General features: G+C 48.4%; 26 protein-coding genes. 14 read left to right on the plus strand and 12 right to left on the minus strand.

Features of this window, described 5'->3' with window-relative positions; genetic code table 11:
* Positions 1-14: 14 nt before the first annotated feature.
* Both ACTBZS_RS03305 and ACTBZS_RS03310 read right to left on the minus strand, forming a co-directional pair.
* Entirely contained in the window at positions 15-509 is a 495-nt protein-coding gene (locus tag ACTBZS_RS03305; protein ID WP_463043265.1) for a dihydrofolate reductase, read from the minus strand.
* Positions 506-1,300 (minus strand): thymidylate synthase, encoded by a 795-nt coding sequence (locus ACTBZS_RS03310; protein WP_463043266.1) that lies wholly within the window; start codon positions 1,298-1,300, stop codon positions 506-508. Before ACTBZS_RS03310 ends, ACTBZS_RS03305 begins: the two co-directional genes overlap by 4 nt.
* A gap of 174 nt (positions 1,301-1,474) precedes the next feature.
* Here ACTBZS_RS03310 and flhB point away from each other — a divergent pair, with 174 nt between their 5' ends.
* From flhB to ACTBZS_RS03340, 6 genes are all read left to right on the plus strand, one after another.
* Entirely contained in the window at positions 1,475-2,623 is a 1,149-nt protein-coding gene (flhB, locus tag ACTBZS_RS03315; RefSeq protein WP_460429425.1) for a flagellar biosynthesis protein FlhB, read from the plus strand.
* Positions 2,624-2,632: 9 nt separating this feature from the next.
* Positions 2,633-4,711 (plus strand): flagellar biosynthesis protein FlhA, encoded by a 2,079-nt coding sequence (gene flhA, locus ACTBZS_RS03320; protein ID WP_463043267.1) that lies wholly within the window; start codon positions 2,633-2,635, stop codon positions 4,709-4,711.
* Between the two features lie 6 nt (positions 4,712-4,717).
* Positions 4,718-6,391, plus strand: a complete 1,674-nt coding sequence (gene flhF, locus ACTBZS_RS03325; protein WP_463043268.1) for a flagellar biosynthesis protein FlhF — start codon at positions 4,718-4,720, stop codon at positions 6,389-6,391.
* Positions 6,388-7,272, plus strand: coding sequence for a MinD/ParA family ATP-binding protein (locus ACTBZS_RS03330; RefSeq protein WP_463043269.1), 885 nt, complete (start codon positions 6,388-6,390; stop codon positions 7,270-7,272). Before flhF ends, ACTBZS_RS03330 begins: the two co-directional genes overlap by 4 nt.
* Before the next feature lie 21 nt (positions 7,273-7,293).
* On the plus strand, positions 7,294-8,034 hold the full coding sequence (locus ACTBZS_RS03335) for an RNA polymerase sigma factor FliA (RefSeq protein ID WP_463043270.1): 741 nt from the start codon (positions 7,294-7,296) through the stop codon (positions 8,032-8,034).
* A 65-nt stretch (positions 8,035-8,099) separates the two neighbouring features.
* Positions 8,100-8,843: a flagellar motor protein gene (locus ACTBZS_RS03340; RefSeq protein ID WP_460429430.1), complete on the plus strand. Its 744-nt coding sequence runs from the start codon at positions 8,100-8,102 to the stop codon at positions 8,841-8,843.
* Here ACTBZS_RS03340 and ACTBZS_RS03345 read toward each other — a convergent pair.
* The 3 genes from ACTBZS_RS03345 to ACTBZS_RS03355 are packed head-to-tail and all read right to left on the minus strand — an operon-like array spanning position 8,830 to position 11,030.
* The gene (locus ACTBZS_RS03345; protein WP_463043271.1) at positions 8,830-9,534 is read right to left on the minus strand and encodes a hypothetical protein; all 705 of its coding nucleotides are present in this window, start codon (positions 9,532-9,534) and stop codon (positions 8,830-8,832) included. The genes ACTBZS_RS03340 and ACTBZS_RS03345 overlap by 14 nt on opposite strands.
* A 13-nt stretch (positions 9,535-9,547) precedes the next feature.
* Positions 9,548-10,681, minus strand: a complete 1,134-nt coding sequence (dapE, locus tag ACTBZS_RS03350; RefSeq protein ID WP_463043273.1) for a succinyl-diaminopimelate desuccinylase — start codon at positions 10,679-10,681, stop codon at positions 9,548-9,550.
* Entirely contained in the window at positions 10,671-11,030 is a 360-nt protein-coding gene (locus ACTBZS_RS03355) for a Spx/MgsR family RNA polymerase-binding regulatory protein (RefSeq protein ID WP_460429433.1), read from the minus strand. Before ACTBZS_RS03355 ends, dapE begins: the two co-directional genes overlap by 11 nt.
* A 115-nt stretch (positions 11,031-11,145) precedes the next feature.
* On the opposite strand from ACTBZS_RS03355, the gene hemP reads away from it, so the two are divergent.
* From hemP to ACTBZS_RS03390, 7 genes are all read left to right on the plus strand, one after another.
* The gene (hemP, locus tag ACTBZS_RS03360) at positions 11,146-11,337 is read left to right on the plus strand and encodes a hemin uptake protein HemP (protein WP_460429434.1); all 192 of its coding nucleotides are present in this window, start codon (positions 11,146-11,148) and stop codon (positions 11,335-11,337) included.
* A 124-nt stretch (positions 11,338-11,461) separates the two neighbouring features.
* Positions 11,462-13,735 (plus strand): TonB-dependent hemoglobin/transferrin/lactoferrin family receptor, encoded by a 2,274-nt coding sequence (locus ACTBZS_RS03365; RefSeq protein ID WP_463043274.1) that lies wholly within the window; start codon positions 11,462-11,464, stop codon positions 13,733-13,735.
* A gap of 37 nt (positions 13,736-13,772) precedes the next feature.
* Positions 13,773-14,819, plus strand: coding sequence for a hemin-degrading factor (locus tag ACTBZS_RS03370; RefSeq protein ID WP_463043275.1), 1,047 nt, complete (start codon positions 13,773-13,775; stop codon positions 14,817-14,819).
* On the plus strand, positions 14,809-15,600 hold the full coding sequence (locus tag ACTBZS_RS03375; protein ID WP_463043276.1) for a heme/hemin ABC transporter substrate-binding protein: 792 nt from the start codon (positions 14,809-14,811) through the stop codon (positions 15,598-15,600). The genes ACTBZS_RS03370 and ACTBZS_RS03375 overlap by 11 nt, the downstream gene beginning before the upstream one ends.
* The gene (locus tag ACTBZS_RS03380; protein WP_022653015.1) at positions 15,600-16,553 is read left to right on the plus strand and encodes a FecCD family ABC transporter permease; all 954 of its coding nucleotides are present in this window, start codon (positions 15,600-15,602) and stop codon (positions 16,551-16,553) included. Before ACTBZS_RS03375 ends, ACTBZS_RS03380 begins: the two co-directional genes overlap by 1 nt.
* Positions 16,553-17,392, plus strand: a complete 840-nt coding sequence (locus ACTBZS_RS03385) for an ABC transporter ATP-binding protein (RefSeq protein WP_460429439.1) — start codon at positions 16,553-16,555, stop codon at positions 17,390-17,392. Before ACTBZS_RS03380 ends, ACTBZS_RS03385 begins: the two co-directional genes overlap by 1 nt.
* Entirely contained in the window at positions 17,373-18,107 is a 735-nt protein-coding gene (locus ACTBZS_RS03390; protein WP_460429440.1) for an energy transducer TonB, read from the plus strand. The genes ACTBZS_RS03385 and ACTBZS_RS03390 overlap by 20 nt, the downstream gene beginning before the upstream one ends.
* On the opposite strand, the gene ACTBZS_RS03395 is transcribed toward ACTBZS_RS03390, so the two are convergent.
* Positions 18,104-20,050 carry a glycoside hydrolase family 113 gene (locus ACTBZS_RS03395; RefSeq protein WP_463043277.1) on the minus strand — a complete coding sequence of 649 codons (1,947 nt, stop codon included), beginning with the start codon at positions 20,048-20,050 and terminating at the stop codon, positions 18,104-18,106. The two genes, ACTBZS_RS03390 and ACTBZS_RS03395, sit on opposite strands and share 4 nt — an antisense overlap.
* 76 nt (positions 20,051-20,126) lie before the next feature.
* Positions 20,127-21,242, minus strand: a complete 1,116-nt coding sequence (locus ACTBZS_RS03400) for an aromatic ring-hydroxylating oxygenase subunit alpha (protein WP_460429442.1) — start codon at positions 21,240-21,242, stop codon at positions 20,127-20,129.
* A 348-nt stretch (positions 21,243-21,590) separates the two neighbouring features.
* Between ACTBZS_RS03400 and ACTBZS_RS03405 the strand changes: the two genes are divergently transcribed.
* Positions 21,591-22,766 (plus strand): acetate kinase, encoded by a 1,176-nt coding sequence (locus ACTBZS_RS03405; protein WP_460429443.1) that lies wholly within the window; start codon positions 21,591-21,593, stop codon positions 22,764-22,766.
* On the opposite strand, the gene ACTBZS_RS03410 is transcribed toward ACTBZS_RS03405, so the two are convergent.
* The 5 genes from ACTBZS_RS03410 to ACTBZS_RS03430 form a co-directional block, all read right to left on the minus strand.
* Positions 22,763-23,320, minus strand: coding sequence for a hypothetical protein (locus ACTBZS_RS03410; RefSeq protein ID WP_463043278.1), 558 nt, complete (start codon positions 23,318-23,320; stop codon positions 22,763-22,765). The two genes, ACTBZS_RS03405 and ACTBZS_RS03410, sit on opposite strands and share 4 nt — an antisense overlap.
* A 21-nt stretch (positions 23,321-23,341) precedes the next feature.
* Positions 23,342-24,610: a hypothetical protein gene (locus ACTBZS_RS03415; protein ID WP_460429445.1), complete on the minus strand. Its 1,269-nt coding sequence runs from the start codon at positions 24,608-24,610 to the stop codon at positions 23,342-23,344.
* 2 nt (positions 24,611-24,612) lie between these two features.
* Positions 24,613-24,942, minus strand: coding sequence for a type II secretion system F family protein (locus tag ACTBZS_RS03420; protein WP_463043281.1), 330 nt, complete (start codon positions 24,940-24,942; stop codon positions 24,613-24,615).
* Positions 24,888-25,625, minus strand: a complete 738-nt coding sequence (locus ACTBZS_RS03425) for a type II secretion system F family protein (protein ID WP_463043279.1) — start codon at positions 25,623-25,625, stop codon at positions 24,888-24,890. The genes ACTBZS_RS03420 and ACTBZS_RS03425 overlap by 55 nt, the downstream gene beginning before the upstream one ends.
* Positions 25,626-25,637: 12 nt before the next feature.
* Positions 25,638-26,616: GspE/PulE family protein (locus ACTBZS_RS03430; protein ID WP_463043280.1), on the minus strand; the 979-nt coding region annotated here is incomplete at its 5' end.

Raw genomic sequence — 26,616 nt, forward strand, 5'->3', positions numbered from 1 at the left:
GGATTTTTTTTCGGTTAGCGCCGTTGATATTCAACAAAGTCGTAGTGCCAAGGGCCTGCCTCATTGAAATGGCGTTCGCGGCTTATTTCTTGCCAGTGTGTGGGAGACACTTCAGGAAAGTACGCATCGCCGACAAAATCAGCATCAATTTCCGTCAGAGATAAACAGGTGGCAACGGTAATAGCTTGTTGATATAGCTCTCCCCCACCGATGATGCAAATTTCGGGCGCAGACGCTGCGACTGTTAGGGCTTCAGTTAAACTGGCGACGACACGAACACCCTCGGCGTACCAATCAGTTTGTCGTGTTAGCACAATATTGTCACGGTTTGGCAATGGCCGGCCAATCGATTCATAGGTTTTACGACCCATCACTACCGGTTTCCCTGTTGTAATGGCTTTGAAATGCTTCAAGTCAGCAGGCAAATGCCACGGCAAGGTGTTATTCAGGCCAATCACACCACCGCGTGCGCATGCGACGACTAATCGAATGGATGGTGTTGTGTTCATACAGCCACCTCGGCTTTGATGTGAGGATGGGGATCATAACCCTCGATAGTGAAATCATCGTAACAGAAGCCAAAGAGATCTTTTACCTCAGGATTTAAACGCAGATGTGGCAAGGGGCGAGGTTCGCGGCTGAGTTGTAGTTTAGCTTGCTCGATATGGTTATGGTACAGATGCGCATCACCTAGCGTATGCACAAAATCGCCCACTTGCAGGCCACACACTTGTGCCATCATGTGGGTTAATAGCGCATAGCTAGCTATGTTAAACGGTACGCCAAGGAAGATGTCGGCGGAACGCTGATAGAGTTGGCAGGATAGTTTCCCATTGGCGACATAGAATTGAAACAGACAGTGACAAGGCGGCAAAGCCATTTCATCCACTAGCGCAGGGTTCCAAGCCGATACGATCAAACGGCGTGAATCAGGATTGCTTTTAATCTGTTCGACAATCTGGCTAATCTGGTCAATGGATTGACCGTTAGGCGCTGGCCATGATCGCCACTGGTAACCGTACACAGGGCCTAGTTCGCCGTTTTCGTCTGCCCATTCATCCCAAATCGAGACACCGTTATCTTTCAGGTATTGGATGTTGGTGTCACCGCGTAAGAACCACAACAGTTCATGAATAATCGAGCGTAGGTGCAGCTTTTTTGTTGTAACAAGTGGAAAGCCCGCTTGTAAATCAAAGCGCATCTGATAGCCGAACACCGAACGTGTGCCCGTCCCTGTACGATCTGACTTGTCAATGCCATGTTGTAAAACATGCTGCATCAGATTCAGATAAGTTTGCATGACTCGCTTTCACAAAAACTCATTATTGTAAATTCTTTTTGTCTTTCCCTGCTTTCGAGCAGTGAGATTTTTGTTGTCGGTGAGACAAACCAACAGAAAACAAAAGAGTTTAGTAGAATTGGCTACCAAAGATTGTTTTTTCCCCATTTTTGCGCGATTGACTGAGATACACACATGGCTGACGACAGCGATCAGGAAAAAACCGAAGCCGCTACCCCGCGTAAGTTAGAACAAGCTCGTGAAGAAGGGCAGGTTCCCCGCTCGCGTGAATTAGCAACATTTGCTGTCACCATGACAGGGGTAGCGATGTTGATGATGACTGGCGCGCAGATTTATCGAACACTTGGCCAAATTTTAGAACGGAGTTTTACTTTTAACGGTAAAACTTTATTGCACGGCGAAAGTATGCTGGCTGAGCTTAAACAGTCCACTTTTGATATTTTATTGGCGTTAGCTCCCATTCTTGGTGCGCTGTTTGTGATCGCGGCAGCCGTGCCCATCTTAATCGGCGGGTGGAATTTTTCTGGTAAGGCGATTGAACCCAAATTTTCTAAACTTAACCCCTTGTCTGGTATCAAGCGCATGTTTTCAGTGTCGGCAGCACTGGAGGGCGGCAAGGCTGTTCTGAAAAGTTTGGTGATCGGTGGTGTGGCAACATGGGTGATTTGGAAAGAACGAGGTGAAATTCTCAATCTGATTACATTGCCAATTGAACGCAGTATGGCGACACTGGTTGGCCTGATGGAATACACCTTTTTAGTTGTCGTCGGTGCGATGTTATTGATTGTGGTAGTGGATGTGCCTTTTCAGCTATGGAACTACCAAAAAAATCTGCGGATGAGCAAAGAAGAAATTAAACAAGAGTATAAACAGAGTGAGGGTAGCCCAGAAATTAAAGGCCGTATCCGGCAGCTACAACGCGAGGCGGCACGAAAACGGATGATGCAGGATATTCCAACCGCCAGCGTGGTGGTGACGAACCCAACTCACTATGCGGTTGCACTAAAATACGAAGAAGGTATGCGAGCGCCTAAGGTCATTGCCAAAGGATCGCTACGTTTAGCCGAGAAAATCATCGAATCGGCAAAAGAACATAAAATAACCCTGATGCGGACCCCACCTTTTGCGCGTGCACTGTATCATCATGCCGAATTAGGAGAAGAAATTCCTCAAGCCCTTTATACTGCGGCAGCGCAAGTTTTGGCTTATGTGTTCCAACTGAAGCAATACCAAGCCCAAGGTGGGTTTGCACCGATTTACCCTGAAAACCTGCCGGTACCGCCCGAACTCGATCCGGCTTCTAAAGACCCTTTGTCGTCATAGCGTATATCAATGGAAAACCTGCTTGCCTCTCTTAGGCAGTTCAATTTTGTTACCCTCTCAGGCCCCATTCTGATCTTATTGATCTTGGGCATGATGGTGTTGCCTTTGCCGGCTTTTCTGCTCGATATGTTTTTCACTTTCAATATTGCCATCTCGGTGATTGTATTGATGGTGAGTTTGAATGTTCGTAAACCGCTTGATTTCTCTGCCTTTCCCAGCGTGTTATTGGTGACAACGCTGTTGCGATTGTCGCTGAACGTTGCTTCTAGCCGTGTGATTTTGTTGGAGGGGCATACCGGCCCCGATGCCGCTGGTCAGGTGATTGAAGCCTTTGCCCACTTTCTGATCGGGGGCAATACTGCGATTGGTATTGTGGTGTTCATTATTCTGACCATCATTAACTTTGTGGTGATTACCAAAGGGGCGGGGCGGATTGCTGAAGTGTCTGCCCGCTTTACCTTGGATGCGATGCCCGGTAAGCAGATGGCGATTGATGCCGACTTAAACGCCGGTTTGATTGGTGAAGATGAAGCACGCATCCGCCGTTCCACTATCTCTGAAGAAGCTAACTTCTTTGGTTCGATGGATGGTGCGTCCAAATTTGTGCGTGGTGATGCGGTTGCCGGTATCTTGATTATGTTGATCAACATTGTCGGTGGCTTGATTGTTGGGGTGGCCCAACATGATTTACCTGTTGGCGAAGCGGCTCACGTTTACACCCTGTTGACCATTGGTGATGGTTTGGTGGCGCAAATTCCAGCCCTGATTATTTCGACGGCTGCGGGTATTGTGGTCAGCCGTGTTGGTACGGAAAAAGACATCTCTGAGCAGATGGTTGGCCAACTTTTTATGCAGCCGAGTGTCTTGTATATGACGGCTGGGGTGATTGGTCTGGTGGGGATTATTCCTAATATGCCGCACGTGGCTTTCTTGCTGATCGCGGCGAGTTTGGGTGGCTTGGCCTATTGGTTAGAACAACGCAAGAAACAGAAGGAACAACAAGTCGAAACCGACACTGCTTTGGAAGAGGTGATGGAAGCGCCTTTGGCCGAGGTCAGTTGGAACGATGTTCAACCCGTCGATCCGGTCGGTTTGGAAGTGGGCTACCGTTTGATTCCGTTGGTGGATCGCTCACAAGATGGCGAGCTGTTGCGGCGGGTACGTGGGATTCGTAAGAAAATCGCGCAAGAAGTCGGCTTCTTGGTGCCGGCGGTGCATATTCGTGACAACCTAGAAATTCGGCCGAATGCCTATCGTATTTTGCTCAGAGGGGTGGAGATTGGCGCGGGTGAAGCTTATATCGGTCAGTTTTTAGCCATTAACCCCGGGCGCGTGTTGGGCCAAGTGCCGGGTACACCGACCACCGATCCAGCTTTCGGTTTACCGGCGGTATGGATCGAGTCATCCAATCGCGATTTAGCACAATCCCTTGGTTACACCGTCGTGGATGCCAGTACGGTGGTGGCAACACATATTTCCAATATTTTACAAACACACTCCTCTGAATTGCTGGGACGCGAAGAGGTACAGGCCTTGCTCGACCATCTGTCCAAAGAGGCCCCGAAACTGGTGGAAGATTTGGTACCAAAAGTAGTGTCGATCAGTACCTTGCAAAAAGTGCTACAGAATTTGCTCTCGGAAGGGATGCACATTCGTGACATTCGCAGCATTATCGAAACCCTGTCTGACCATGTATCGATGACACAAGATATTGATGATCTCACTGCTGTGGTGCGGGTCTCGTTGTCGCGTGCTATCGTGCATCAGCTGTTCCCGGGTATCCAAGAGCTGCCCGTGATGACACTCGACCCTCAACTGGAAAGTATTTTGCTGTCCGCAGTACAGAGCAAAGCCGGTGGTGGATTAGAACCGGGCTTGGCAGAAAGTTTATTACAGTCGGCATCACAAGAGGCTGAGCGTGTGGAACAACAAGGGCACAATCCTGTGTTGTTAACACCGACAGCCCTACGGCCTTTATTGTCAAAATTCTTACGCCGTGCCCTGCCGCAGTTGGCAGTTTTGGCACACAATGAAATCCCTGATAACAAAACCATCCGGATCATTGCAGTTGTTGGCGGCAGGGGATAATTCATCATGTTGGTAAAAAAATACTTTGGACGCACGACCCGCGATGCCCTGCGTCAAGTGCGGGAAGAACTCGGCGCAGATGCCCTGATTCTATCGAATCGCCCCCTTGCCTCGGGTGGAATAGAAATTATGGCGGTAGCCGATGGCGATGTCAGCGCTTTGGCACAGTCTTTGGCAACAGCGGCAGTCAATCGACATGCACCAGAAGCGGCCGAGAGCTTAGCTGCCTTTACGGGTAGCGGTCTAGCCACCCCCGCCACAGCACAAGCCAAACCATTAAACAGTGCGGTGATGGGACACGCTTTGGCGCGAACCTATGCTGTCCCTGTTGAACCGCTTGATGAACCAGAACATATTCCCCCTGCGGCGCGGCCTTTGGTCACGCCTGCTGCATTTCAACCAGACAATCCTTCCCCAAACGCTGAACTCACATCGGCTGTTGCGAAAGCTGGAGTTGCCGAGGTAGAGACTGACGAAAGCCCCTCTGAAACAGCTGAGCCAGAGGAAGAAGCACCGCCTAAGGCCGTGCCATTCCGTGAGTCGGTGATTGGTCGTTATGAAGAACGAGCCGCAGCGGAAATTGCCCCATCTGGACATTTTGCCGATCCAGCGACGACGGCGTTGGCGCAACAAAAAGACAGCCAATCGGTGATACCTAATCATTTGCGGGCACCGGAAACTGACAGTGAGTTGCTTGAACGCAAGGAAGAACCTGATCCTGCATTAGAGAAACTGGATCTTCTGAATGAAGAAATCAAAACCCTGCGTAGCATTTTACAGGGGCAGTTAGCGAGTTTGGCATGGGCGAATTTCGAGAACCATGAGCCAGTACAAGCTGAATTATTTCGGCAGCTCTTGGCGGCAGGGATGAGCCCAGCGCTGTGTCGGCAGCTTGTCGCCAAGTTACCCACCCAATTTAGTGATGAAGCAGCCCTAAAGTGGGCGAAGTCTGCCTTAGCACACAATGTGTTGACCATTCCCGAACAAGAGGATGTGGTTGCGAAAGGCGGCTTGTATGCCTTAGTCGGGCCCACTGGCGTTGGCAAAACCACGACTGTAGCGAAGCTGGCTGCGCGTTGTACGATTCGACACGGCGCAGATCGGGTCGCTTTAATCACGACCGACAGCTATCGTATTGGCGCTCAGGATCAGCTGCGTTTATATGGCAAAATTTTAGGTGTCTCTGTCTATTCGGTACAAAATGAAGCAGATCTCAATCTGACCTTGGCCGATTTGGGTAGCAAGCATCATGTGGTGCTGATTGATTCTGTTGGCATGGGGCAGCGTGATAGCCGTGTGAATGGTCAAATCGAGATGTTTGCTAACTCAGTTGGCCACGGTGGTAAAACCATTTCGCGTATTTTAGTGCTGGCGGCTAACTCTGATGGTCATACGTTAGAAGACGTGGTCCGTCGCTATCGTGGCAATGGTTTGGCCGGTTGTATCATTTCTAAACTGGATGAAGCTGTATCGGCTGGTCCTAGCTTAGATACCTTAATTCGACACCGCTTGCCGGTGTACTACGTGACAAATGGCCAACGTGTGCCTGAAGATTTGCATCTACCGAATGCTCAATTTTTGGTGGATCGTGCTTTTAAAGCCACGCGAGAACCCGGGCCCTACAGCTTGAAACGGGACGAATATCAACTGGTTCAAGCGGCACAAGCGAGTTGGTCATGAGTATGGGGATGGACGATCAAGCAGCGAGTTTACGGCGCCTGTTATCAGCAGGGCGCAAACCGTGTAGTTTTGCCTTTATTGGCGATCAAGGCAGTGGTGTAAGCACTGTGGTCGCCGAGTTTGCGGCTGTGTTGGCATCGGATGGACATCGGGTCATGATATTGGATGCCCATGCAGATATGGGGCAAGCGCGCCGTCTCAAAGTCAATCATGCCCGCCATCTTGATGAAGTCATCGGCTATCAAGGGGCATTAGAAGATGCGATTGTCAGTTTAAGTTCCGGTGCTGAGTTGTTGAACTTGTACGTCCGGCCTTTTACCCTCGCCAATCTGCATACTGGTTTGGCCCACCGTTTGTCACAAGAGTTTTCTTCACGCTTGCGCGACTCGGAATGGATTTTGATTGATGCTTTGCCGCCGCGACAAGAACCTGCCTTGAGTGCCATTGCAGATCATCTGATTTTAGTGTTAACGCCAGAGGCAAAATCGTTGACTGAAGCCTATGGCATCATCAAACAACTATCGGGTGAGTTTGGTCGCCGAGCCTTTAATGTGTTGATTAACCATGCTGAATCGCTGGAAGATGCACAGCATATCTTTCGCCGTCTCACCTACGCTGCCAGTGAATATTTAAATGTCTCGCTGCGTTGGGTCGGTTTTATTCCCGAAGACTATCACTTGCGGCGCGCTTTAGTGATGAAGACTGCCGCCACTTTGGCGTTTCCGAAAAGTGAAGGGGCGATTGCCTGCACTCAACTTGCGCGTGCATTGCCGTTGTGGGCCGGTCGTACACCGACAGAAGGTGATACCCTGTTTGCGCGTTGGTTAGAAACTGTACGTCATCTGCAAGAAGCGGTGACCGCAGACAACCCCCACCCTTAAATCCTCTTACTTTTTCTCTCTATGTCCCGTATCCCAAAACATCTTGCTTATCAAACAGATCAAGAGCCTGTCGCTGAGGATGTCTCGCGGCATACCGGATTGGTGAAACGTATTGCTTACCAAATGATGAGCCGTTTACCCGCCAGCGTTGAAATTGATGATTTGATTCAAGTTGGCCTTATTGGTTTGATGGAAGCGGCCCGACAATTTGACCCTCAGCAGGGGGTATTATTCGAAACCTTTGCCACCCAGCGGATTCGTGGGGCGATGTTAGACGAATTGCGCCGCCTCGATTGGCTACCTCGCCAAGCACGCAAGCAGGCAAAGCAAATTGAAGAGGCCATTTTTCGGCTGGAAAATCAGTTGGGACGCAGTGCACAGGAATCAGAAATTGCGGCTTTCCTTGAGATGGATCTAGAAAGCTACCAACAAGCTTTGTTTGAATGTAAAGGCCATCAAATTGTGTATTTCGAGGACTTTGCGACCGACAGAGAAGAATCCTCACATCCTGCAGAGATGTTGCGCGATGAAGGCCAAGTCAATCCCATTGATATTTTAGGGGAAGATCAATTTCGCTCTGCCTTGGTGGAAGCGATTAAAACCCTGCCAGAACGTGATCAGATGGTGATGAGTTTGTATTACGAACAAGAGCTCAATTTGCGAGAAATTGGCGAAGTATTGGGGGTAACCGAATCTCGGGTGTGTCAACTTCATACCCAAGCGGTGTCTCGTTTGCGTAGCAAACTCAAAGTGTGGTTATAAACACAGATGAAGGTAATACAGGCGATGTATCGTTCTTGATCGCTGTATCAAAGGAGTCAGCAGGGATGGATTTAATCAGTATTTTCGGCATTATCATCGGGATTAGCGCGATCTTGCTGGGGCAGGTGTTAGAAGGTGGGCATATCTCATCCCTGCTACAGATTACTGCGTTTTTGATTGTGATTGGGGGTACGGTCGGCGCAGTGATGTTGCAATCGACAGTATCGCAATTTACTGCTGGTTTGAAGTTGTTGGGATGGGTGTTCAGCCCGCCGGAATTAGACGAAAAACGGGTGATTCGTGATGTGATTCACTGGAGCCAAATTGCGCGAAAGAATGGCTTATTAGCACTAGAAGACAATGTAGGCGGGGTGAAAGACCCTTTTACTAAAAAAGGCCTCCAGATGTTAGTCGATGGGGCAGAACCCGATATCTTGCGCGCAGCTCTCGATCTTGAAATCACCGCTTATGAAAATCAAAAAAAGCAAGCAGCTAAAATTTGGGAAGCCGCCGGTGGATATGCCCCGACGATTGGTATTATTGGTGCGGTGTTGGGGTTGATTCATGTGATGGAAAACTTAAGTGATCCATCAAAATTAGGGAGTGGTATTGCTGTGGCGTTTGTGGCAACGGTCTATGGTGTGGGTTCTGCCAACTTATTTTTCTTACCCGTTGCCAACAAACTGAAAACCCTGATTGCGGCACAGGTGGTGGCAAAAGACATGATGGTCGAAGGGTTGATCTCGATTTGTAACGGTGAGAACCCGCGGATTATCGAAAGCAAACTACAAGGCTTTATTGCCCGTTAGCCGTGGCATTAGGGGCCTGTCGCCGTTGTTGGCAGCGCCCGACTTTCTCGCCTTCACGGCGATAGTTTTCCACCGTGTCAATTTGCCCTTGGTCACGTTCAATACTGGCAATCGCTGTTTGCATCCGTTTTTGCCAGATTTCTAAACGCGCCGTCAGGACTTTCTTGGCGGCGTCTTCATTTGCATATACCCCAACTGGCAGGTGTTCGATTTCATGGCGCAGTGCTTGCCCTTCGGTTTGTAATACCCGCCGCAGGCCACGTTGAAAAATCGCGACATGCTGCATTTCATGGGTGTAAGTCACCTGATACAAACAACTATTGGCTGGCGCATCTTTCGGCATATACACCACCGCCTTGGGTTGGCTGAAGGTTAATTTCACCGTGCCTGCGACACACAGCCGGCCATCCACAGTGGGCTTGGCGTGAAAATTCATATCAAAGCTGGTCGAGACCGACGTTTTGGTAAAGCCACCGACAAAGGCATTCGGCATCCCTTGTAGTGGTTTGATACCAGATTCTTGCTGAATACCGGCATAGTCTAGGCTGTGATTGACTTCAATCACGGTGGGTTCGAGTTGTAACAACAGCCGATTTTTCAGCCCGCTGTTGTCACAACTGACAGCCCATGCTGTGTGGCTCACCATACCGCAGGCCAACGGTAAGAGCAGTGGTAAATAACGACATAACATGGGCGTTCTTTCCTTAAGCTAACAAGCGTTCCATCACTCGCCGATAGACCGCCGATAAACGTGGAATATCTTCGATGGCAACGTGTTCGTTGATTTTATGGATGCTCTCGTTAATCGGGCCAAACTCGACCACTTCACGACAAATATCTTTGATAAAGCGCCCATCCGAGGTGCCACCGGTGGTAGAGAGCTGGGCTTCTACACCCGTGACATCATGAATCGCTGCACAGACGGCATCGGTTAATGCAGCCGGTTCGGTTAAGAATGGGTTACCAGATAATTTCCAATCTAACTGATAGTCGAGCTGGTGGTGATCTAACACCGCATGTACCTTGGCTTTTAATTCATCGGCGGTGTGCTCGGTTGAGAACCGAAAATTAAAACGCAGCTCGGCTTCGCCCGGGATGATGTTGACGGCACCGGTGCCAGAATGGAGGTTAGAAATTTGAAAGGTGGTCGGTGGGAAGTAGGCATTGCCTTGATCCCATTCAATAGCACACAACTCAGCGATAGCAGGGGCAACCAGATGAATCGGATTTTTTGCTAAATGTGGATAGGCAATATGGCCTTGAATACCCTTAACAATCAGATGCCCATTTAACGAACCACGGCGGCCGTTTTTCACTGTGTCGCCAAACACATGCACCGAGGTCGGTTCGCCGACAATGCAGTAATCTAATTCAATATGACGTTCTGCCAGCGTTTCTACCACGGCGCGGGTGCCATGCGTCGCAACACCCTCTTCATCGGATGTAATCAGAAACGCAATCGAACCCCGATGTTGTGGATGTTTTTGCACAAACACTTCACAAGCAGTGACAAACGCCGCCAGTGAGGTTTTCATGTCCGCTGCACCACGTCCATACAGTTTTCCATCACGGACGGTGGGCACAAAGGGGTCGCTCTGCCATTGCGACAACGGGCCCGTTGGCACGACATCCGTGTGACCAGCAAAGCAAAGCAAGGGGCCTTCTGTGCCACGGCGTGCCCAAAGATTATCGACGTCAGCAAAGCGCAGCATTTCAATATCAAAACCGATGGCAGCCAGTCGTTCTGCCATCAATTTTTGACAACCCTGATCTTCAGGGGTGACCGAGGGACGACGAATCAGTGCTTCTGTCAGTTCGCGAGTGGGATCATTGTGCATGGGGGAAACATTCCTGATAACGAGATTCTGAAAACCCAACTTCAATCCGTTGTGCTGTTTGTAGCACCGGACGTTTAATCAGCGTTGGGTATTGTTGTAAGACATCGAGCAGGGTGGCAGGGTTGTCTGCTAAAGCCTGTTGTTCTGCGCTTAGCTGACGCCACGTTGTGCTCTTGCGATTGAGCAATGACAAATCAGGCTGTTGTGCTAACCAACTTTGTAGGCAAGCAAGGCTGAGACCGTCACGGCGAAAATCATGGAACTGATAGGGAATTTCACGTTGATCGAGCCATCGACGCGCTTTTTTCACGCTATCACATTGGCTAATACCATATAAAACATTGGGCATGGCAAGTTGAGAAGGGTGACAAATAGCAACAGTCTAACATACCGCAGAGAGGGCTTTTGTTGTGCTGATAGAGAAAGGGGCTTGACTTATAAATGAGAAGGCTTATCATTTACGTATGGATACACTACGCACCACTTCCCCAGCTTTGCCATCGGCCCTGACACCGCCGGCACCATCGACACCGATGCCACCGGCGTTAGACAGCCGGCATTTGTTTGCGAAAACAAAAGAGATTCTCATCGAGCATCACGGTGAGCTGTATCGCCTTCGTTTAACGCGAAATGACAAAATTATCTTAACCAAATAACCGATTTTGATGGCTGCGTGCCATCGAAAAGCAAGCTCGCCAAGTCGCCACCGGCTTGGCTTCGCCAGCCCACCGCCTTTTGCGGTTAGCCAGCCAGAGCACGATTCCGAATTAAGGAGATGCTATGACTGGCGGCCATTTTTCCCGCTCACATTGGACACTGTCACAGATTGCACTGTGTCTTGTTGCTGCTTTTCCCCTGTCTGCAGCAGCAGATAACGCCACAACCGAACCGCAACAGGTCAAACGCCTACAGGCGGTGTCAGTGGCGGCTTCGCGGACTGAGCAAGCTCTAGATGAAACTGCACCCTCGGTTGATGTGATTGATCGACAACAACTCGACCGCCGGATTGCAGCAGATTTGCGCGATTTGGTCAGTGATGAAGCTGGGGTCAGTGTCAGTCGTGAACCCGGGCGGCGTGGTAATGCCGGCGTAACGATTCGTGGGATTGGTGGCAATCGAATTTTGACCCTGATTGACGGCGTGCGCCAACCCGATCAGTACGGCGGTGGCGGTGGGAATGGTGCAATCTCTGGTGCTGATTACACCGAGCCAGAAAGCTTAAAGGCGGTGGAAATCATTAAAGGCCCTGCTTCTAGCTTGTATGGCAGTGATGCGATTGGCGGGGTGATGGCTTACCGCACTTTATCGGCTGCTGATTTTGTCAGCGCAGATAACCCTTTGTACTTTGGTGTGAAATTAGGCGGTGACAGTGCCGACCAGAGTACAGCAGCAACCTTGACCTTGGCTGGCCGCAATGATCTGGCGTCGGCATTATTGATGTATACCCGTCGTCATGGCCATGAAACCGACAATCAAGGACGCGATGACAGTAGCGACGGCACAGCCGCCAGTCGCCGGACGACGCCTAATCCACAAGCTTGGGACAGCGATAATGTCCTGTTGAAGCTGGGCCTACATCCAAATCCACAACACGACTTATTCTTTACCTATGAGCGTTTCCAACGCCAACAAGATAGCAATGTGATTTCTGCGCGCAGCAGTGGATCACCGACAACTGGCAGTTTGTTAAGTCAAATGGCCGATGATGATCAAACCCGCGAACGTTTTACCTTAGCACATCAATGGCAAGATAAAGATCACCCTTGGATTCAAGCAGCAAAGTGGCAGATTTATCACCAAACGCTCGATCAGACCGAAGATGTGCGTGAGCATCGCTTAGGGCCGAGTAATGCCCGTTTACGGACCTCGGACTATCGCTTTGCACAAACCCTCACCGGTTTGGATGCCCAACTCGAAAGCCGGTTTTTTGCTTTGGGCGCTGCGCATCGCTTGATTTATGGTTTTGATGCTTCGCGTACTGAAACAGAGCGTTTGCGTGATCGTACACAATGGAATGCTGATGGTTCGACGACCAAAACCGTAGGCGGCGAGCCCTTCCCACAGAAAGCGTTTCCAGACAATCGCACCGATCGTTTTGGTTTATTTGTCGAAAACCAAATGCGGTGGGATAACGGTTGGACCGTGACACCTGGGCTGCGTTATGACTACTACCGTTTGAGCCTGCAACAAGACGCGCTATCGCAAAAAATTAACCAAAATGGCCCGCAAGCCAGCGATCTGTCTGACAGTGCTTTATCCCCCAAATTGGCATTAGCGTATGCCTTTAACGACCAAATCACAGGTTTTGCCCAGTTCTCAACCGGCTTCCGTGCACCGCCATTTGATGATGCCACCATGGCTTTTATGAATGCTGCTCATGGCTATGAGGTATTACCCAATCCAAACTTAAAAGCAGAAACCAGCCGTGGGATTGAGCTGGGGGTCAAAGGCCGTTGGCAAGAGGTTGAGCTTGATGTCAGTGTGTTCGCCAATCGCTATCGTGATTTCTTAGAACGCCAATTAGTCGGTCAACGTAGTGTACAAGGCCGTCCCTTGGCAACCTATCAATATGGCAATGTCGGCAAGGTGAGTATCCACGGTGCGGAAGTGAAGGCAGGCTGGCGCTTCGCGCCTCATTGGCAAATCAGTGGCGCGCTTGCTTGGGCTGAAGGGGATAACGACAGCGAAGGTACCCCATTAACCTCGGTAGAACCGTTAAAAGGTCATCTGAAACTGGCCTATAGCACGGAGCCGTTTGGTGCCGATGCCAAGCTGCGTTTTGCTGCGGCTAAGAGTCGCGTGCCGCAATCGACGGATAGCCGAGGTCAGGCTACCGCTGGCTTTGCCCCTGCAGGTTATGGCGTTGTCGATTTAACTGCGTATTGGCAAGTCAATAAACAGCTACGCATCAATGCGGGGGTGTTCAATGTCTTTGATAAAACTTATTGGAATTGGAGCGATGTGAAGGGCTTTGCTGCCAATAGTGCAGTGTTGGACTTCTATTCCCAACCCGGTCGCAGTGTGGCGGGTACAGTGGAATATCGCTTTTTCTAATCGCTATCCATTCACAACATGATAAGGAAGAGAAACTATGGAACGTGCGCCAGAAGCGTTATGGCAAGCTTTTGCTACTTTAAAACGAGATATGCCACAGATGCGAATTCGCGATGCGGCACGGCAGTTAGCCATCAGTGAAGCAGAGTTGGTGGCTGCCGACCCTGATGCGGTGGCATTAAAGGCGGATTGGCCAACTTTGTTGATGGCTATGCGGACACTCGGGCCTGTGATGGCATTAACGCGCAATGAGGCTTGCGTCCACGAAAAAATTGGTTTGTACGACAATATCAGCATTAACGGAAATATGGGTTTGGCATTAAACCCAGAAATCGATTTGCGGTTGTTTCTCTCTCATTGGAAATATGTTTTTGCGGTAGAGCATCGTCAAACTGACGATAAAGTACAGCGCAGTATTCAAGTATTCGATCGCTATGGTGAGGCAATCCATAAAATTTTCCTGACACCGCAAAGTGATGTGTCGGCTTTTAATAGCGTCAAGCAAGATTTACAGACAACCTTGCTGCCATTGGTGATTGATACCGTCCCTGCTTCCTCAGTAGAACTCCCTGATGACGCCATTGATGTGGTGGGGCTACGGGCGGGTTGGTTGGCGTTAAAAGATGTACATGATTTTCATGGTTTGCTGACACAGCATAAGGTGTCGCGGCAACAGGCGTTCCGTCTGGCACCAGAAGGCCATGCGTGGACGGTGGCAAAAGATGCCATCGAGCCGTTGTTACATCGTGCCAGCGAAACTGAAACCCCGATTATGGTGTTTGCAGGCAATCGCGGCTGCATTCAAATTCATACCGGCCCTGTTCATCGTGTGGAGCGTTTAGGGCCATGGTTGAATGTCTTAGATCCTAATTTCAACCTTCACTTGCGTACTGATTTGATTCAAGAAGCGTGGGTGGTCAAAAAGCCGGGTGACTGCGGCATGTTGACGTCGCTGGAACTGTTTGATGCGCATGGTCAATCGATTGTCACGCTGTTTGGTGAACGCAAACCGGGTAAGCCAGAGCTGGCCAGTTGGGTGAAGTTGGTCAGTGAGTTGGCGGTGGAAGATGGTGATGTGGCGTAAGTCTCTTTCGACAGCACTGCTGGCGCTGTTGGCATGTCCTGTATGGGCTGCCGCGCCAGAGCGGATTGTGGTGATGACGGCCGATGTGGCGGATGTGGTGGTGGCCTTAGGCGCCGCGCCAACAGTCATTGGTCGAGATCGCTCTAGCCAACACCCTGCTTTGGCTTCGGCAGCGGTGATTGGTTTTAATCGCTCCTTGAGCGTTGAACCGATTACCCGCTTAAAGCCTCAGCTGGTGTTAGGAAGCAGCTTGGCACAACCGGCGACCATTTGGCCTCAATTACAAAAATTGGGCATTCCTGCGCAACAAGTGAGCCAACATGAAGATGGGCGTGATTTTGCAAATAGTATTCGTGAGATTGGCCGTTTGTTAGAACAGTCGGCGCGTGCGGAGCAGCTGGCGCAGCAATGGCAACAGGGGATGACGGCAAAGACGGCAACGGGTGTGCGCTATTTGTTCACGTATGACGGGAGTTTGGTTGCCGGTAAAAACACTGCTGCCGATACTCTGATTCGTGCTGCTGGTGGTATCAATATCGCCGAACATGATGGTTTTAAGCCCTTATCGCGTGAGGCTTGGCGTAGCTTGAAACCGGATGTGATTGTGGTGGCCGATCACAATCGTGCTATCACTGGCGGTCGTGCCGGTTTGTTGGCGCGTCCTGAAATTGCATTAACACCGGCCGGACAAAAAGGTCGGGTGTATGAATTGCCGGCTGGGGAAATGTTCCGCATTGATTTGGACAGTCCGAAAGCGGTGAGCAAGCTAGGGCAACTGTAATGCGTCATCAAGCCGTGGGGTATGGGTTGGCGGTAGCCGTCAGTGTGTTGGTGGTGATCGTGGCGATCACGGGGCAAGGGGGGCTGTGGGCATGGCCGGATTGGCAAGACCCCTTATTACAAGAACTCCGGTTGCCACGCATTGCCAGTGCTTTGCTGGTTGGTGCGGCATTGGCGGGCAGTGGTGCGGCGCTACAAGCCTTGTTTCGTAACCCATTGGCCGATCCAGGTTTGATTGGGACGTCAAGCGGTGCGGCGTTGGGGGTGGTGTTACTCATTGCGTGGGGTGGGGCCGCCAGTTTTGGCTTACCACTGGCTGCATTTGTCGGGGGCTTATTGAGCACTGGCCTGATTTTATTGTTGTCGCGAGTAGCGGGAAACAGTGAAGCGGCGTTGTTGCTGATGGGTTTAGTGATTGCAGCTTTTATCGGTGCCATTACCAGTTTAGTGCTGTTCTTATCCGATGATCTGACCTTGCGTGGTGCAATGGCATGGCTGGCGGGTAATTTGTCAGGGGCCAGTACCTCGCCGTTAGGTGTATCTGCCGCAGCGATTGCGCTTGCTCTGCTGTTATTGATTGCCTTGGGACGCGATTTAGATTGTTTGGCATTAGGTACAGACAGCGCCCACGGTTTGGGATTGTCTTTAGCGGCAACCCGCGCTTGGGTCATTGTTGCAGCAGCATTAGCAACGGGGGCTGCGGTGGCGTTGTCGGGGGTCATTGGTTTTGTGGGCATGATGGTGCCCAATGCGCTTGCTTTGGTGGTGGGGGGAAGTCGGCGGCGGTTGATTGCGCTGTCGGCTTGGCTGGGTGGTTTATTTTTACTGGCGATGGACACGGTATCCCGTCTGGTGGTGTATCCCATTGAGATTCCCGTCGGCCTGCTGACTGCATTCACTGGGCCACCGTTTTTTATCTGGTTGTTCTGGTATCGGCAAAGAAAGGTCAACTGATGCAACGCGATGCAATTCCCCTGCCTGTGGCCCATGAAACAGCACTGTCTGCATTTCAAATAGACCAACTCTCTTTGCAAATGGGTCATAAAACCATTCTGCAATCTGTCAATACAGTGATTCCCCGTGGCAGCTTGTGTGTCTTGATTGGGCCCAATGGAGCGGGTAAAAGCACTTTGTTACGCCATCTAGCGGGCTTATTACCACCGCAACAGGGCGAGGTGATGTATCACGGCCAGCCGGTCACTCAATTAAAAGCCCGACAACGTGCCCAGCAGATTGCTTGGGTGGGGCAACATCCGCCGAGTGATTGCAGTTTGAGCATTGAAGATTTCGTGATGTTGGGGCGCCGTCCTCATCTTGGCCGTTTTGCGTTGCCGAAGGCAGACGATCGGCAACGGGTACAACAGGCTTTGCAGGCGCTAGAGCTGACCGCTTTGGCTGGACAGCGTTATCAACAGGCGTCTGGGGGGGAGCGTCAGCGTGCAGTGATTGCACAGGCTTTAGCCCAAGATACGCCAACTTTATTATTGGATGAACCGACGAATCATCTTGATTTACGTCATCGCCAGATTTTAATGCAGCGGCTATTTGCCTTGACTGCGCGGGGAAAAACGGTGGTGGCGGTGTTACACGATTTAGAATTGGCGGCAAAGTATGCTGATTGGCTGGTGTTATTGCATCAAGGCCGTGTTTTGCGCGCTGGCCCACCGGCATGTGTACTCGACAGCGAAGCGTTGAGCATTGCCTACGATTGGCCGATTCGTGTGGTGCAAGAAAGTCATGGTTGGCGTTTTGATGTGCTACATGAGGTAAATCATGTTAAAGCCTCTGCATAGTGCGCCTGTCTCGGCATCGGTCACACCTCGCGCCGCCAGTGCTGCTTTGGGGAGTGTGTTATTGCATGGTGGGGTGATTGCACTGTTGACTTGGGGTGTGCAACACACTCGGGTTCCGGCAGTGGCTATCACGCCAATGGTGGCACCCCTGACCGCACAATGGATTGAATTGTTGCCCGCACCGCCTGTTGCCGTTGCTGACACTGTTCCCACTCCAGCCGCGAATGCTGCCCCCTCACGTGCTGCGCCACCGGTGGTTAAGCGTTCAACACCCGCGCCAGCTGCAGCACCAGTGTCATCTACTGCACCTTCTGTTCGTGCACAGACTAAAACCGAGCCTGTGACCAAGACGGTTGCAGAATCGCCACCGGCTGCCTCGGCCGTCCCTGTGGTTGTGACAACTGAGTCATCCTCACGGCCGAGTCACTTTCAAGCACCACGTTTTGATTTGGCCTATTTAGACAATCCCCCACCGCGCTATCCACGGACTGCCCGCCAGATGGGATGGGAAGGCACCGTACTATTGCGGGTAAAAGTCAATTCACAGGGGCGTGCCGATGTGATTCGTCTTGCCCGCAGCAGTGGTTATTCCCCGTTGGATGAAGCTGCGCAAGAAGCGGTGGCGCGCTGGCGTTTTGAACCCGCCCGCGAGGGGGAACAGGCGGTGTCAGCATGGGCGGAAGTGCCGCTTGTGTTTCAATTGCACGCCAGTTAAAACCACACCATATCTGTCCACTGTGGCAAATCACTGCTGCTGGCGAAGCTCACCACTGAAACCGCAGCAAATGCACTGCCGCTGCCATCGGCATCGTAGTATAAGGTTCGCGTTTGGCTATCGAGCAGGTAGCGCGCTGGGCTGCTGGTGGTCAGTGAGGAGACGTTTTGCCAGTCTTGCTGGGTTGCGGCAATAAATACTTTGCTGCTTAACGCGAGTTGATCTTCACCGGCGCGAAAATCCATGAGGGTGGCGGTATCTCCGCTCGCTGCCGCGCGCGTGATTTCAAAGCGATCAGCCCCCGTTCCTCCGCCTAAGGTATCGCGCCCGCCACCGCCATCAAGAGTTTGTGTACCTTCACCAAAACGGATGTTATCGGCGTATGGGCTACCTATTAGATGTTCCACTTGCAATAGCACATCTTGAAATTCACCATGTTTAACCTGCCATAAGTGCGTGTCACCACTGGCTGTGATGGCAGTGCCCACGCCACTGTAGTTCACCTTATCGAGGCCGCTGCCGCCATCGACCATCTTATTGCCTAGGCCAAGGTAAACTTCATCATCACCACCACGCAGCATTACATTGTCTTGCCCTGCTTCGGTGTAAAAGAGGTTATTTTGATCATTGCCGATCAAAGTATCGTCATAGCGGCTACCGTTTATTGCTTGGATGTGGCGGAATAGGCTGACACCGCTTTCATTCCACACCACCCCCACGCTGTCGTTATCGGTTCCGAAAAATACGGTGCTGCCACTGGCGGAGGATTGCAATGAAAGGGTGTTGTTACCACTGCCGCCATCAATCCAATGAGATCCACGTTGTAAGGCAATCCGATCATCGCCTCCACCTGCTAAGACCGCTTGCCCCGTTTGGTTGAGTAAAACCAACTCAGCTGTGTCTTTGCCGATAAGCCACAGATCAGACTGCCAGCGGCCATCTAATAACTGTAAGGTGGTTGGCGGTGTGTCGGCCTGAAACCACTGTGTGGCCGTTTGGTAAGCCGGTTTCCCTTGGACGGTATAACCGCTGTCGCTGTTGTTAAAATTAACACTGGGTTGTGTTTCCCAATTCCACAGATGGATGCCTTGTAAGCCGCTGGTGTGAGTGGAAAATTGACTGAGTGCCGATAACATGCCTTGTAGAGCGGCTTGTTGTTCCTGCACATCAACGGTGGTGTTTTGTTCGTAGTCTTCCGGCTTGAGTGCTGCACCGTCGATGCTACGATAGCCTGCTTCGGTGATTAACACACGATGTCCGGTGGCGTTTTGCAGGGCACTGATTTGGGTTAAGGGTGCTATTTCCCCTCCTACACCAAGGTACCAGCTTTCCATGACTTGTGCTGCGTTAACCGCGTAACTCCCTGCGCTTACTGGATAGGCAGTCACGCTGGCAAAATCAAGCTGATCCCAAAAAGGTACATTCAGGGCGGCGCTCAAGGTGGAACTATAGGTGAGTTGTCCTTGATAGACTGCCCGAATCGCTTGGATGATGTCTGTCCACTGTGTTTGATAACGACTGATAGCCAAGGAGCTGAATTCTGTTCCTAACACAAACACATCCACCTGATTGGCTTGTGCCAATGTTGCTTGTTCAACAATCCAAGTGCGATAGGTCTGAAACCAAGCCTCGGGATCGGTTGGTGCAAAACGGCCACGCCAATCATCAGTTTGTGGGCTGAAATGCGGCTTATAGATGACTTCTACATTCGAATAGCGTTGTGTAGCTTGTAAGATTGTGGCGATATTCGCGGCTGATTCGGTGCGGCCATCGGCAACGATCGTGCTAGAAAAACGATCTTTGGTGTAAGCCGTTGCTACGATAGAGATGCTGTTAGCACCACTGGCGATCAATTCGCGTAGTGATTGTGCGGTATCTTGACTGGCAAAACGCCCATTCCACCATGAGGGTAGGGCAAAGCCTTGGCTAGTAAATGAAGTCATGGAGACAGTCTCGGTAAAGGCCAGACGAGCAAACGCCCCCGAGGTGGGGGCGTATGAGCAAACAACTGTGGTCAGCTTAGCGGGCTTTTACAAAATCTGCACCCATTTCGCGCCGGTAGTATTCATGGAAATGCTGCATTCCATCTTCGGTTGGCGATTGGTAAGGGCCGACTTCGGATTCACCACGTTGCCACAGGGCGCGGCGGCCTTCGTGCATCCGGTAGCAAATCTCATCATCTTCAACAGCGGTTTCAAAGTAAGCTGCTTTTTCTGCTGCGATAAAGTCAGGCTCAAACCACACGATTTCTTCTGGGTAGTAAAACTCAGTGATGACGGTGGTTTTTTCTGGGCCACGAGGAATCGCGACACTGACCACTAACACATGGGGATACCACTCCACCATTATGTTTGGATAATAGGTCAACCAGATTGCGCCAAACTCGGGTTGTTTTTCTTGGTACTGTTTGAGCACTTCTTGGTGCCACTGGCTGTAAACCTGACTGCCTGCCCGTGCCAGACGATTTTTCACGCCAACCGTTTGCACATGGTATTGTCGGCCCCATTCCCATTTCAACTCGCTGCAGTCAACGAAGTTGCCCAAACCAGGGTGGAACGGATCAACATGGTAGTCTTCTGAATACACCTCGATAAAGGTTTTCCAGTTGAAGTCGTATTCAGTGGTGACAGATTCTGAGTAGGCGTATTGATCAAAACTCAGATGTTGGGCGACACCTAGACTGGCTAAATCCTGTTGAATGTCGCGTTTTGCGTCAAACAACAAACCATTCCAAGAGACCAACTGTGTTTTACCCAGATTTAGACAAGGATTATCGGCGAAATGAGGTGCACCGACTAAAACGCCCTGATTATCATAAGTCCAACCGTGGATATTACAGGTGATAAGATCACCATTGCCGCGACCCTTATGGATGAGGGCTTGCCGATGTCGGCAGACATTCGACAATAGCTGCACACCGCTTTCTACTCGTTTGAGCATTTTGCCGTGATCCATCCACGCCAAAGTGTGATAGTCACCGATATTCGGCACCATCAGCTCATGTCCATAGTATTGCGGAGCGTTGCGGAACAAACGTTCTTGTTCCAATTGATAAATGGCCGGATCGAAGTAAACATCGACCGGAAGTTGCGTGGAGGAGGCGCGCAGAGTATGCGCGTTCGCCAGATCAGACATTATTCCCAATCCCCAATATCTGAAGAATCAAGACCAGCCGAATCTCGCTGAAACGAGTTTGCGGATACCTATTTCTTACTTAGCCAATTCAAAGTTGTGGTGTGAGTTGGCTTGAAAGCAAGGGGCCGGATTGTCGCCGTAAGCGTATGGAGATGCAAGCCTTTTGTGAAAAAAACTTGCTAAAAGTAGTTTTTCATCAAAGTTTTAGTAAAAAGCAGGTTAAATCGAGGGATTTTGCTCACATATCTTTAACATCCATGTCGTAAAGTTGGCTTTATCTTCTTGGCATGTCTGGTATCCTAGGCTGGTTGTGCCTTTGGCCTATCCGCCCCCTTTTTGGAGAAATCGATGTCTTCTGTGTTGGTGATTAACTGTGGTAGTTCCTCTCTGAAATTTGTTTTGTTAGACCCAGAAACCGGCGAGGTAGCATTAAAAGGTTTGGCTGAACGGCTGGGACAGCCGGGGGCACATGTGCTATTCAAGGGTGATGAGGGCTACGAATTCGATCTGCAGCAAGGGGCTCACAGTGAAGCCATGCAGGCCGTGTTGGCTGAATTGGACAAACGCGATTTGATGACCAAAGTGCGGGCTGTAGGACATCGTGTTGTTCACGGGGGAGAGCGTTTTCAAGGGGCTATCACCATTGACGATGACGTGTTAACGGCAATAGAGGCGTGTTCTACTTTGGCACCACTGCATAACCCTGCCAACTTAATTGGGATTCATGCGGCTCGCCAACATTTGCCTCACCTACCTCATGTGGCTGTTTTTGACACTGCTTTCCATCAAACCATGCCATCACATGCCTATTTATATGCAGTGCCGATGTCCTTGTATAAGGAACATGGTGTGCGTCGCTATGGCTTCCATGGCACCAGCCATCGCTATGTGTGCCAACGTACCGCTCAATGGTTACGCAAGCCAACCGATGAAATTTGTATGATCAGCGCGCACTTGGGTAACGGTTCGTCTGCTTGTGCGATTGTGGACGGCAAAAGTGTTGATACCACCATGGGCCTGACACCACTAGAAGGTTTGGTGATGGGAACGCGCTCGGGTGATATTGACCCAGGTATTTTGCCGTTCTTATGCGAAGTGTTGAAAACCGATGTGCAGGGTGTGAATGAACTGTTAAACCGCAAGAGTGGTTTGTTGGGGTTATCTGAGTTGAGCAACGATTGCCGAGAATTGTTAGAGGCAGAAGCACAAGGTCATCAGGGAGCTCACTTGGCATTGGAAGTGTTTGTTCATCGTTTAGCGAAAGCAATTGCCGGTTTGATGACCAATTTGCCACGGATTGATGCTGTGGTCTTTACGGGTGGCATTGGTGAAAATGCACCAAGTTTACGTGCTCGTACCTTACAGCGTTTGGGTTTATTTGGTTATCGTGTTGATGCCCAGGCCAATGCAGTGTGCGTGGGAGGTAAAGAGGGGCAAATCACAGCGGCTGGTAGTCCGTTGGCGCTGGCACTTGGCACGGATGAGGAACGCACGATTGCACGTGATACGTTAGCACTTTGCTAGTCGTTGAAAGCTTGTTGACCTGCGGCAGAGACGGTTAACCATTGTAGATGACAGTCCGCCATCGCCGTTTCTGTTTCCAATCGTTGTATATGGCAGCGCGTGGGTGATAACACACCTTCGCGTTGCGTTAAAAAGTCAATTAATTCAAATAGTTGCTTATCTTTTTGTAAGCCAATTTGTAAGGTAACGGTCGTGGTTTGCCACAGATCTTGTTTGTGTCGATCTGCTATTGAAAAACGAAGTTGCCAATTTGCTGAGATCACTTTTCTTTGTTCCAGCTTCTCTAATGTTTGTAAAAGAGAGACTCGGTTTTCTGTTTCGAATAAACGGCTATTTTTCAATTTGTATTTTTTTAGGGACATATTTTGCTTAGTCGAAACAGTAGTCTGTTGATACTGTTGTAACTGATTTTTTAAGTCATAGACTTTGTTATAACAGTAAAAAGCATAACCGGCGAAAAAAATCGACAGTACCATACAAAAAACCAACAACCTGATAGTATTTTTTGGTGGTAAATGTTGATTAATATCTTTGATGTTAAGTAAGAAATACATGGTCGCACTCGCAATAAAAAATCACTGACATTTTGTTATATCTTCAACATCGATAGTCAGTTTGAAAGCGGAATGATTTTTGACTTGATGACTTGTCCAATCTTGATCTACTCGTAGTGGTAGGGGCGATTGCTCAATAGCTGTTGGTAATCCTTGTTTTTTTAGCGAGCTAGTCACGGCTTGTGTCCATACCATTGCATGATGTGGAGTAATATCAGTGATAGTGTCAAGGTCGAGAGTGATTTTTAACTGCGATGTTTTTTCCGTAATCTCATATTGCCAAGTGTAGTGTTTGATTTTTAATGGCCATGCTTTTTTGATCGTCTTTTCAATAATATTAAAACACTTTTCTGGTGGCCTAATAGAGTCGAATTGTTGTAATCTTCTTAACACCTGATTTTGCTGTTGCTGTTTAGCCTTTTGCCTTTCAGCTGTAATGAATTGCTGTTTTTGTAACGCAATCGCTTTTGTAAGTTCTTGCTCTTGTTGGTACAAAAAGCCAAAGCTAGAAATAGATAAGATACTGATAAATAATGTGAGCCAGATGCCTCTATTGCCTCTCTTTATAGCCTGACGATTAAAAAACATCTTGCGTAAATCAGGTAAAGGATAACTATTGATTTTTTTGATGGCTGGATTGAATAAAATGACTATCTCGGCTTTTGATGTAATGGTCAGTATCTTGTTTGTTTGTCCAGTGGACTTTTGCCAGTTATCAATCTCCTGTGTTAACCATTCTGGTTCTTGTTGTAAGTATAAATCTCTCTTCGCTTTCAAGAGGCCATCTTGATAAGTGTAGAAGTGTAATAGTCTCTCGGCTTGATAGCAAATATCGGTATGTTTTGAATTTTTTAGAATCGTATTGGTAAATAAATCGAAGATATTGATAACCTTTGATACCTCAATCCCTACCTCGCTTGCTACTGTAAATATTTTTTCGATCAACTCGTCTTTTTTAATACTATAACAGAACAAATGCTCTCCTTTTAATTGATAGATAGTATCATCTTGTTTTTGAGCATGTCGAAGCCGATATAGTACTCTTTTTTGATCAATGACACTCATTTTAGGCAGTTGTTCTACCTTGCAATCGATTAGCGTGCTACTTAATACAAAGTAAAAAATTGTTCTTTTATTGTTTTGTAGTAGATTCTCCCAATCGTTGAGCCAGTTAGATTGTTGCTGGTTATTTATTGATAAAGCGGCTATTTGATCAATCTTACTGCTGTTTCCTTGAAAAAAGAAGGTTTCTATCTGATGGGGTTCAATAAAAACAATCGCTTTTTTCATTTTTATTGTCCTAATTGGCCACCAAGTTCATATAATGGGCCAAGTGTTGCTACAATGAAAAAAGCGAGTATTGAACCAATCAATAATGTTAAACAGGGCTCGATAAGTTTTTGTATCTTTTGTAGTCGTCGATTAGCTTTTTGACGGTAAAATTCAGAAATGTAATCCAAACAAGGGATGATCCGACCTGTTTTTTCTGCGTTATAAATTAGAGAAACGACAACCTTCGGTAGCAACTGTGACTGGTTTAAAGCGTGATGAAAAGAAAATCCTTGCTCTATCTTCTTATAAATAGAATCAATCTGCTGTTCAGCAAATTTATTTTTACTGATGTGAAAATTGGTAGTAAGAGACTGCTATCTTTTTGTAACCAGTCGGCTATGGTAATTAGTATCATGGTTGTTGTAGGGAGTTCCTGATCTAAGCTTAATAAGAAACTCGCTAATTCTGGCAACATCCAATAACTTAAAAAAATTACAGCGCCCAATCCAACTGACACAGTAAACAATGGATATAACATTGCTTGTTTTATGATTTCTTGATTGGCTTTTTGTTCTTCTAAATATGAATAAGCATATTTTATGCTTGAAATAAGACTGCCACTGTTCTCACCAATTCTGATAAATTCTTTAACCATAGGTGAGAAAACTTCGTTATTGCTTAATGCCTGATGTAATGGTTTACCTTGTTCCAAGCCAATGAGCACCGCTTGCAAAGCATGTTTTCGAATAAGGGTTTCACTAGATTCAATTAGACTTTCTACTGAGGATACAACAGTAATGCCAGACTCTAGTAAGAGTAGCCATTCAAATAGCAACTGAATTTGCTGTTCGATTTTGATTTTTTTATTAAAAGAAAATCTGTTTTCTATACTTTCACTTTTTATTGCATACTCAATCAGAAAAAGATTGCGTGATTTTAATGATTTTTCTAACTCCGCAACACTTTCTACCTGAATACATCCGGTGTGGATTCTTTGATGGTTATCGATAGACCTATAGTAGTAGTTTTTCATGATTTCCCCTATTTAAACAGAGGTGATTTTTTCGTCTAAAAGACCAATCTCTATTTTTCTTCTTATATCTTGCTCGATTGAGAAATAGTTTTCTTGGTTTAGAAGTGTCGTTTCTATTTTTAATAAAGATTCTTTGTTTGAGATGGCAAATGCAATATCTTTGTCTAAAGAGATCACTTCTGCAATAACTATTCTGCCTAATGTCCGAGACCCCTGGCAGATTGGACAAATAGAGCACTTTTCTTTAATGCATCCGCATGATTTTTTGACTAATTTTTGCGAAATTACCCCTATTAAATTCATTGCAATCAGTTCATGGCTAATACCAAGATCCATGAGTCGTGCAACAACGCCCAATCCAGAATTAGCATGTAAGGTTGCATATACCTGATGGCCTGTCATTGCTGCTCTGATTGCCATGGTAGCAGTATCAGTATCCCGAATCTCACCCACTAAAATAACATCTGGGTCTTGTCTCAATAAAGATTTGATACCATCTGAAAAAGAAATTTTACTGTTATCTGTCAATGATGTTTGTCTGATCATAGGCATGATATATTCGACTGGCTCTTCTAAAGTCATGATGTTTATTTTTGGGCTATTTATCTGTTGTAATAAACTATATAAGGTTGTTGTTTTTCCGCTGCCTGTTGCCCCTGTAACAATAATTAAACCTTGTTGTTGCTGCGTAATCTTACTAATAATTTTCAAATGTTCAGGTAAAAAACCAAGTTTTTCTAACTGGAAAATATTGTCGCTAAAATTAAGAATACGAATCACAATATTTTCACCAAATAGAGTGGGATGAACTGAGACACGAAAGTCCATTTTCTTGCCAAAAATATCGGCACTGAAACGACCATCTTGTGCTTTTCGGTTATCGCTGATGTCTAAATTTGCTAAGAATTTTATTTTTCCTAGAAGAGTAGGCCATTTCTTTTGATGAATAAGGGCTATTTCTTGTAGCTCGCCATCTATTCTCCAGCAGAGC

This window comes from Aquaspirillum sp. (assembly GCF_055136605.1).

What these genes read in the sequence shown, in the direction of transcription:
- ACTBZS_RS03305 (WP_463043265.1), bottom strand. Translation starts at nt 509, where the DNA reads ATGAACACAACACCATCCATTCGATTAGTCGTCGCATGCGCACGCGGT.
- ACTBZS_RS03310 (WP_463043266.1), bottom strand. Translation starts at nt 1,300, where the DNA reads ATGCAAACTTATCTGAATCTGATGCAGCATGTTTTACAACATGGCATT.
- flhB (WP_460429425.1), top strand. Translation starts at nt 1,475, where the DNA reads ATGGCTGACGACAGCGATCAGGAAAAAACCGAAGCCGCTACCCCGCGT.
- flhA (WP_463043267.1), top strand. Translation starts at nt 2,633, where the DNA reads ATGGAAAACCTGCTTGCCTCTCTTAGGCAGTTCAATTTTGTTACCCTC.
- flhF (WP_463043268.1), top strand. Translation starts at nt 4,718, where the DNA reads ATGTTGGTAAAAAAATACTTTGGACGCACGACCCGCGATGCCCTGCGT.
- ACTBZS_RS03330 (WP_463043269.1), top strand. Translation starts at nt 6,388, where the DNA reads ATGAGTATGGGGATGGACGATCAAGCAGCGAGTTTACGGCGCCTGTTA.
- ACTBZS_RS03335 (WP_463043270.1), top strand. Translation starts at nt 7,294, where the DNA reads ATGTCCCGTATCCCAAAACATCTTGCTTATCAAACAGATCAAGAGCCT.
- ACTBZS_RS03340 (WP_460429430.1), top strand. Translation starts at nt 8,100, where the DNA reads ATGGATTTAATCAGTATTTTCGGCATTATCATCGGGATTAGCGCGATC.
- ACTBZS_RS03345 (WP_463043271.1), bottom strand. Translation starts at nt 9,534, where the DNA reads ATGTTATGTCGTTATTTACCACTGCTCTTACCGTTGGCCTGCGGTATG.
- dapE (WP_463043273.1), bottom strand. Translation starts at nt 10,681, where the DNA reads ATGCACAATGATCCCACTCGCGAACTGACAGAAGCACTGATTCGTCGT.
- ACTBZS_RS03355 (WP_460429433.1), bottom strand. Translation starts at nt 11,030, where the DNA reads ATGCCCAATGTTTTATATGGTATTAGCCAATGTGATAGCGTGAAAAAA.
- hemP (WP_460429434.1), top strand. Translation starts at nt 11,146, where the DNA reads ATGGATACACTACGCACCACTTCCCCAGCTTTGCCATCGGCCCTGACA.
- ACTBZS_RS03365 (WP_463043274.1), top strand. Translation starts at nt 11,462, where the DNA reads ATGACTGGCGGCCATTTTTCCCGCTCACATTGGACACTGTCACAGATT.
- ACTBZS_RS03370 (WP_463043275.1), top strand. Translation starts at nt 13,773, where the DNA reads ATGGAACGTGCGCCAGAAGCGTTATGGCAAGCTTTTGCTACTTTAAAA.
- ACTBZS_RS03375 (WP_463043276.1), top strand. Translation starts at nt 14,809, where the DNA reads ATGTGGCGTAAGTCTCTTTCGACAGCACTGCTGGCGCTGTTGGCATGT.
- ACTBZS_RS03380 (WP_022653015.1), top strand. Translation starts at nt 15,600, where the DNA reads ATGCGTCATCAAGCCGTGGGGTATGGGTTGGCGGTAGCCGTCAGTGTG.
- ACTBZS_RS03385 (WP_460429439.1), top strand. Translation starts at nt 16,553, where the DNA reads ATGCAACGCGATGCAATTCCCCTGCCTGTGGCCCATGAAACAGCACTG.
- ACTBZS_RS03390 (WP_460429440.1), top strand. Translation starts at nt 17,373, where the DNA reads ATGTTAAAGCCTCTGCATAGTGCGCCTGTCTCGGCATCGGTCACACCT.
- ACTBZS_RS03395 (WP_463043277.1), bottom strand. Translation starts at nt 20,050, where the DNA reads ATGACTTCATTTACTAGCCAAGGCTTTGCCCTACCCTCATGGTGGAAT.
- ACTBZS_RS03400 (WP_460429442.1), bottom strand. Translation starts at nt 21,242, where the DNA reads ATGTCTGATCTGGCGAACGCGCATACTCTGCGCGCCTCCTCCACGCAA.
- ACTBZS_RS03405 (WP_460429443.1), top strand. Translation starts at nt 21,591, where the DNA reads ATGTCTTCTGTGTTGGTGATTAACTGTGGTAGTTCCTCTCTGAAATTT.
- ACTBZS_RS03410 (WP_463043278.1), bottom strand. Translation starts at nt 23,320, where the DNA reads ATGTATTTCTTACTTAACATCAAAGATATTAATCAACATTTACCACCA.
- ACTBZS_RS03415 (WP_460429445.1), bottom strand. Translation starts at nt 24,610, where the DNA reads ATGAAAAAAGCGATTGTTTTTATTGAACCCCATCAGATAGAAACCTTC.
- ACTBZS_RS03425 (WP_463043279.1), bottom strand. Translation starts at nt 25,625, where the DNA reads ATGAAAAACTACTACTATAGGTCTATCGATAACCATCAAAGAATCCAC.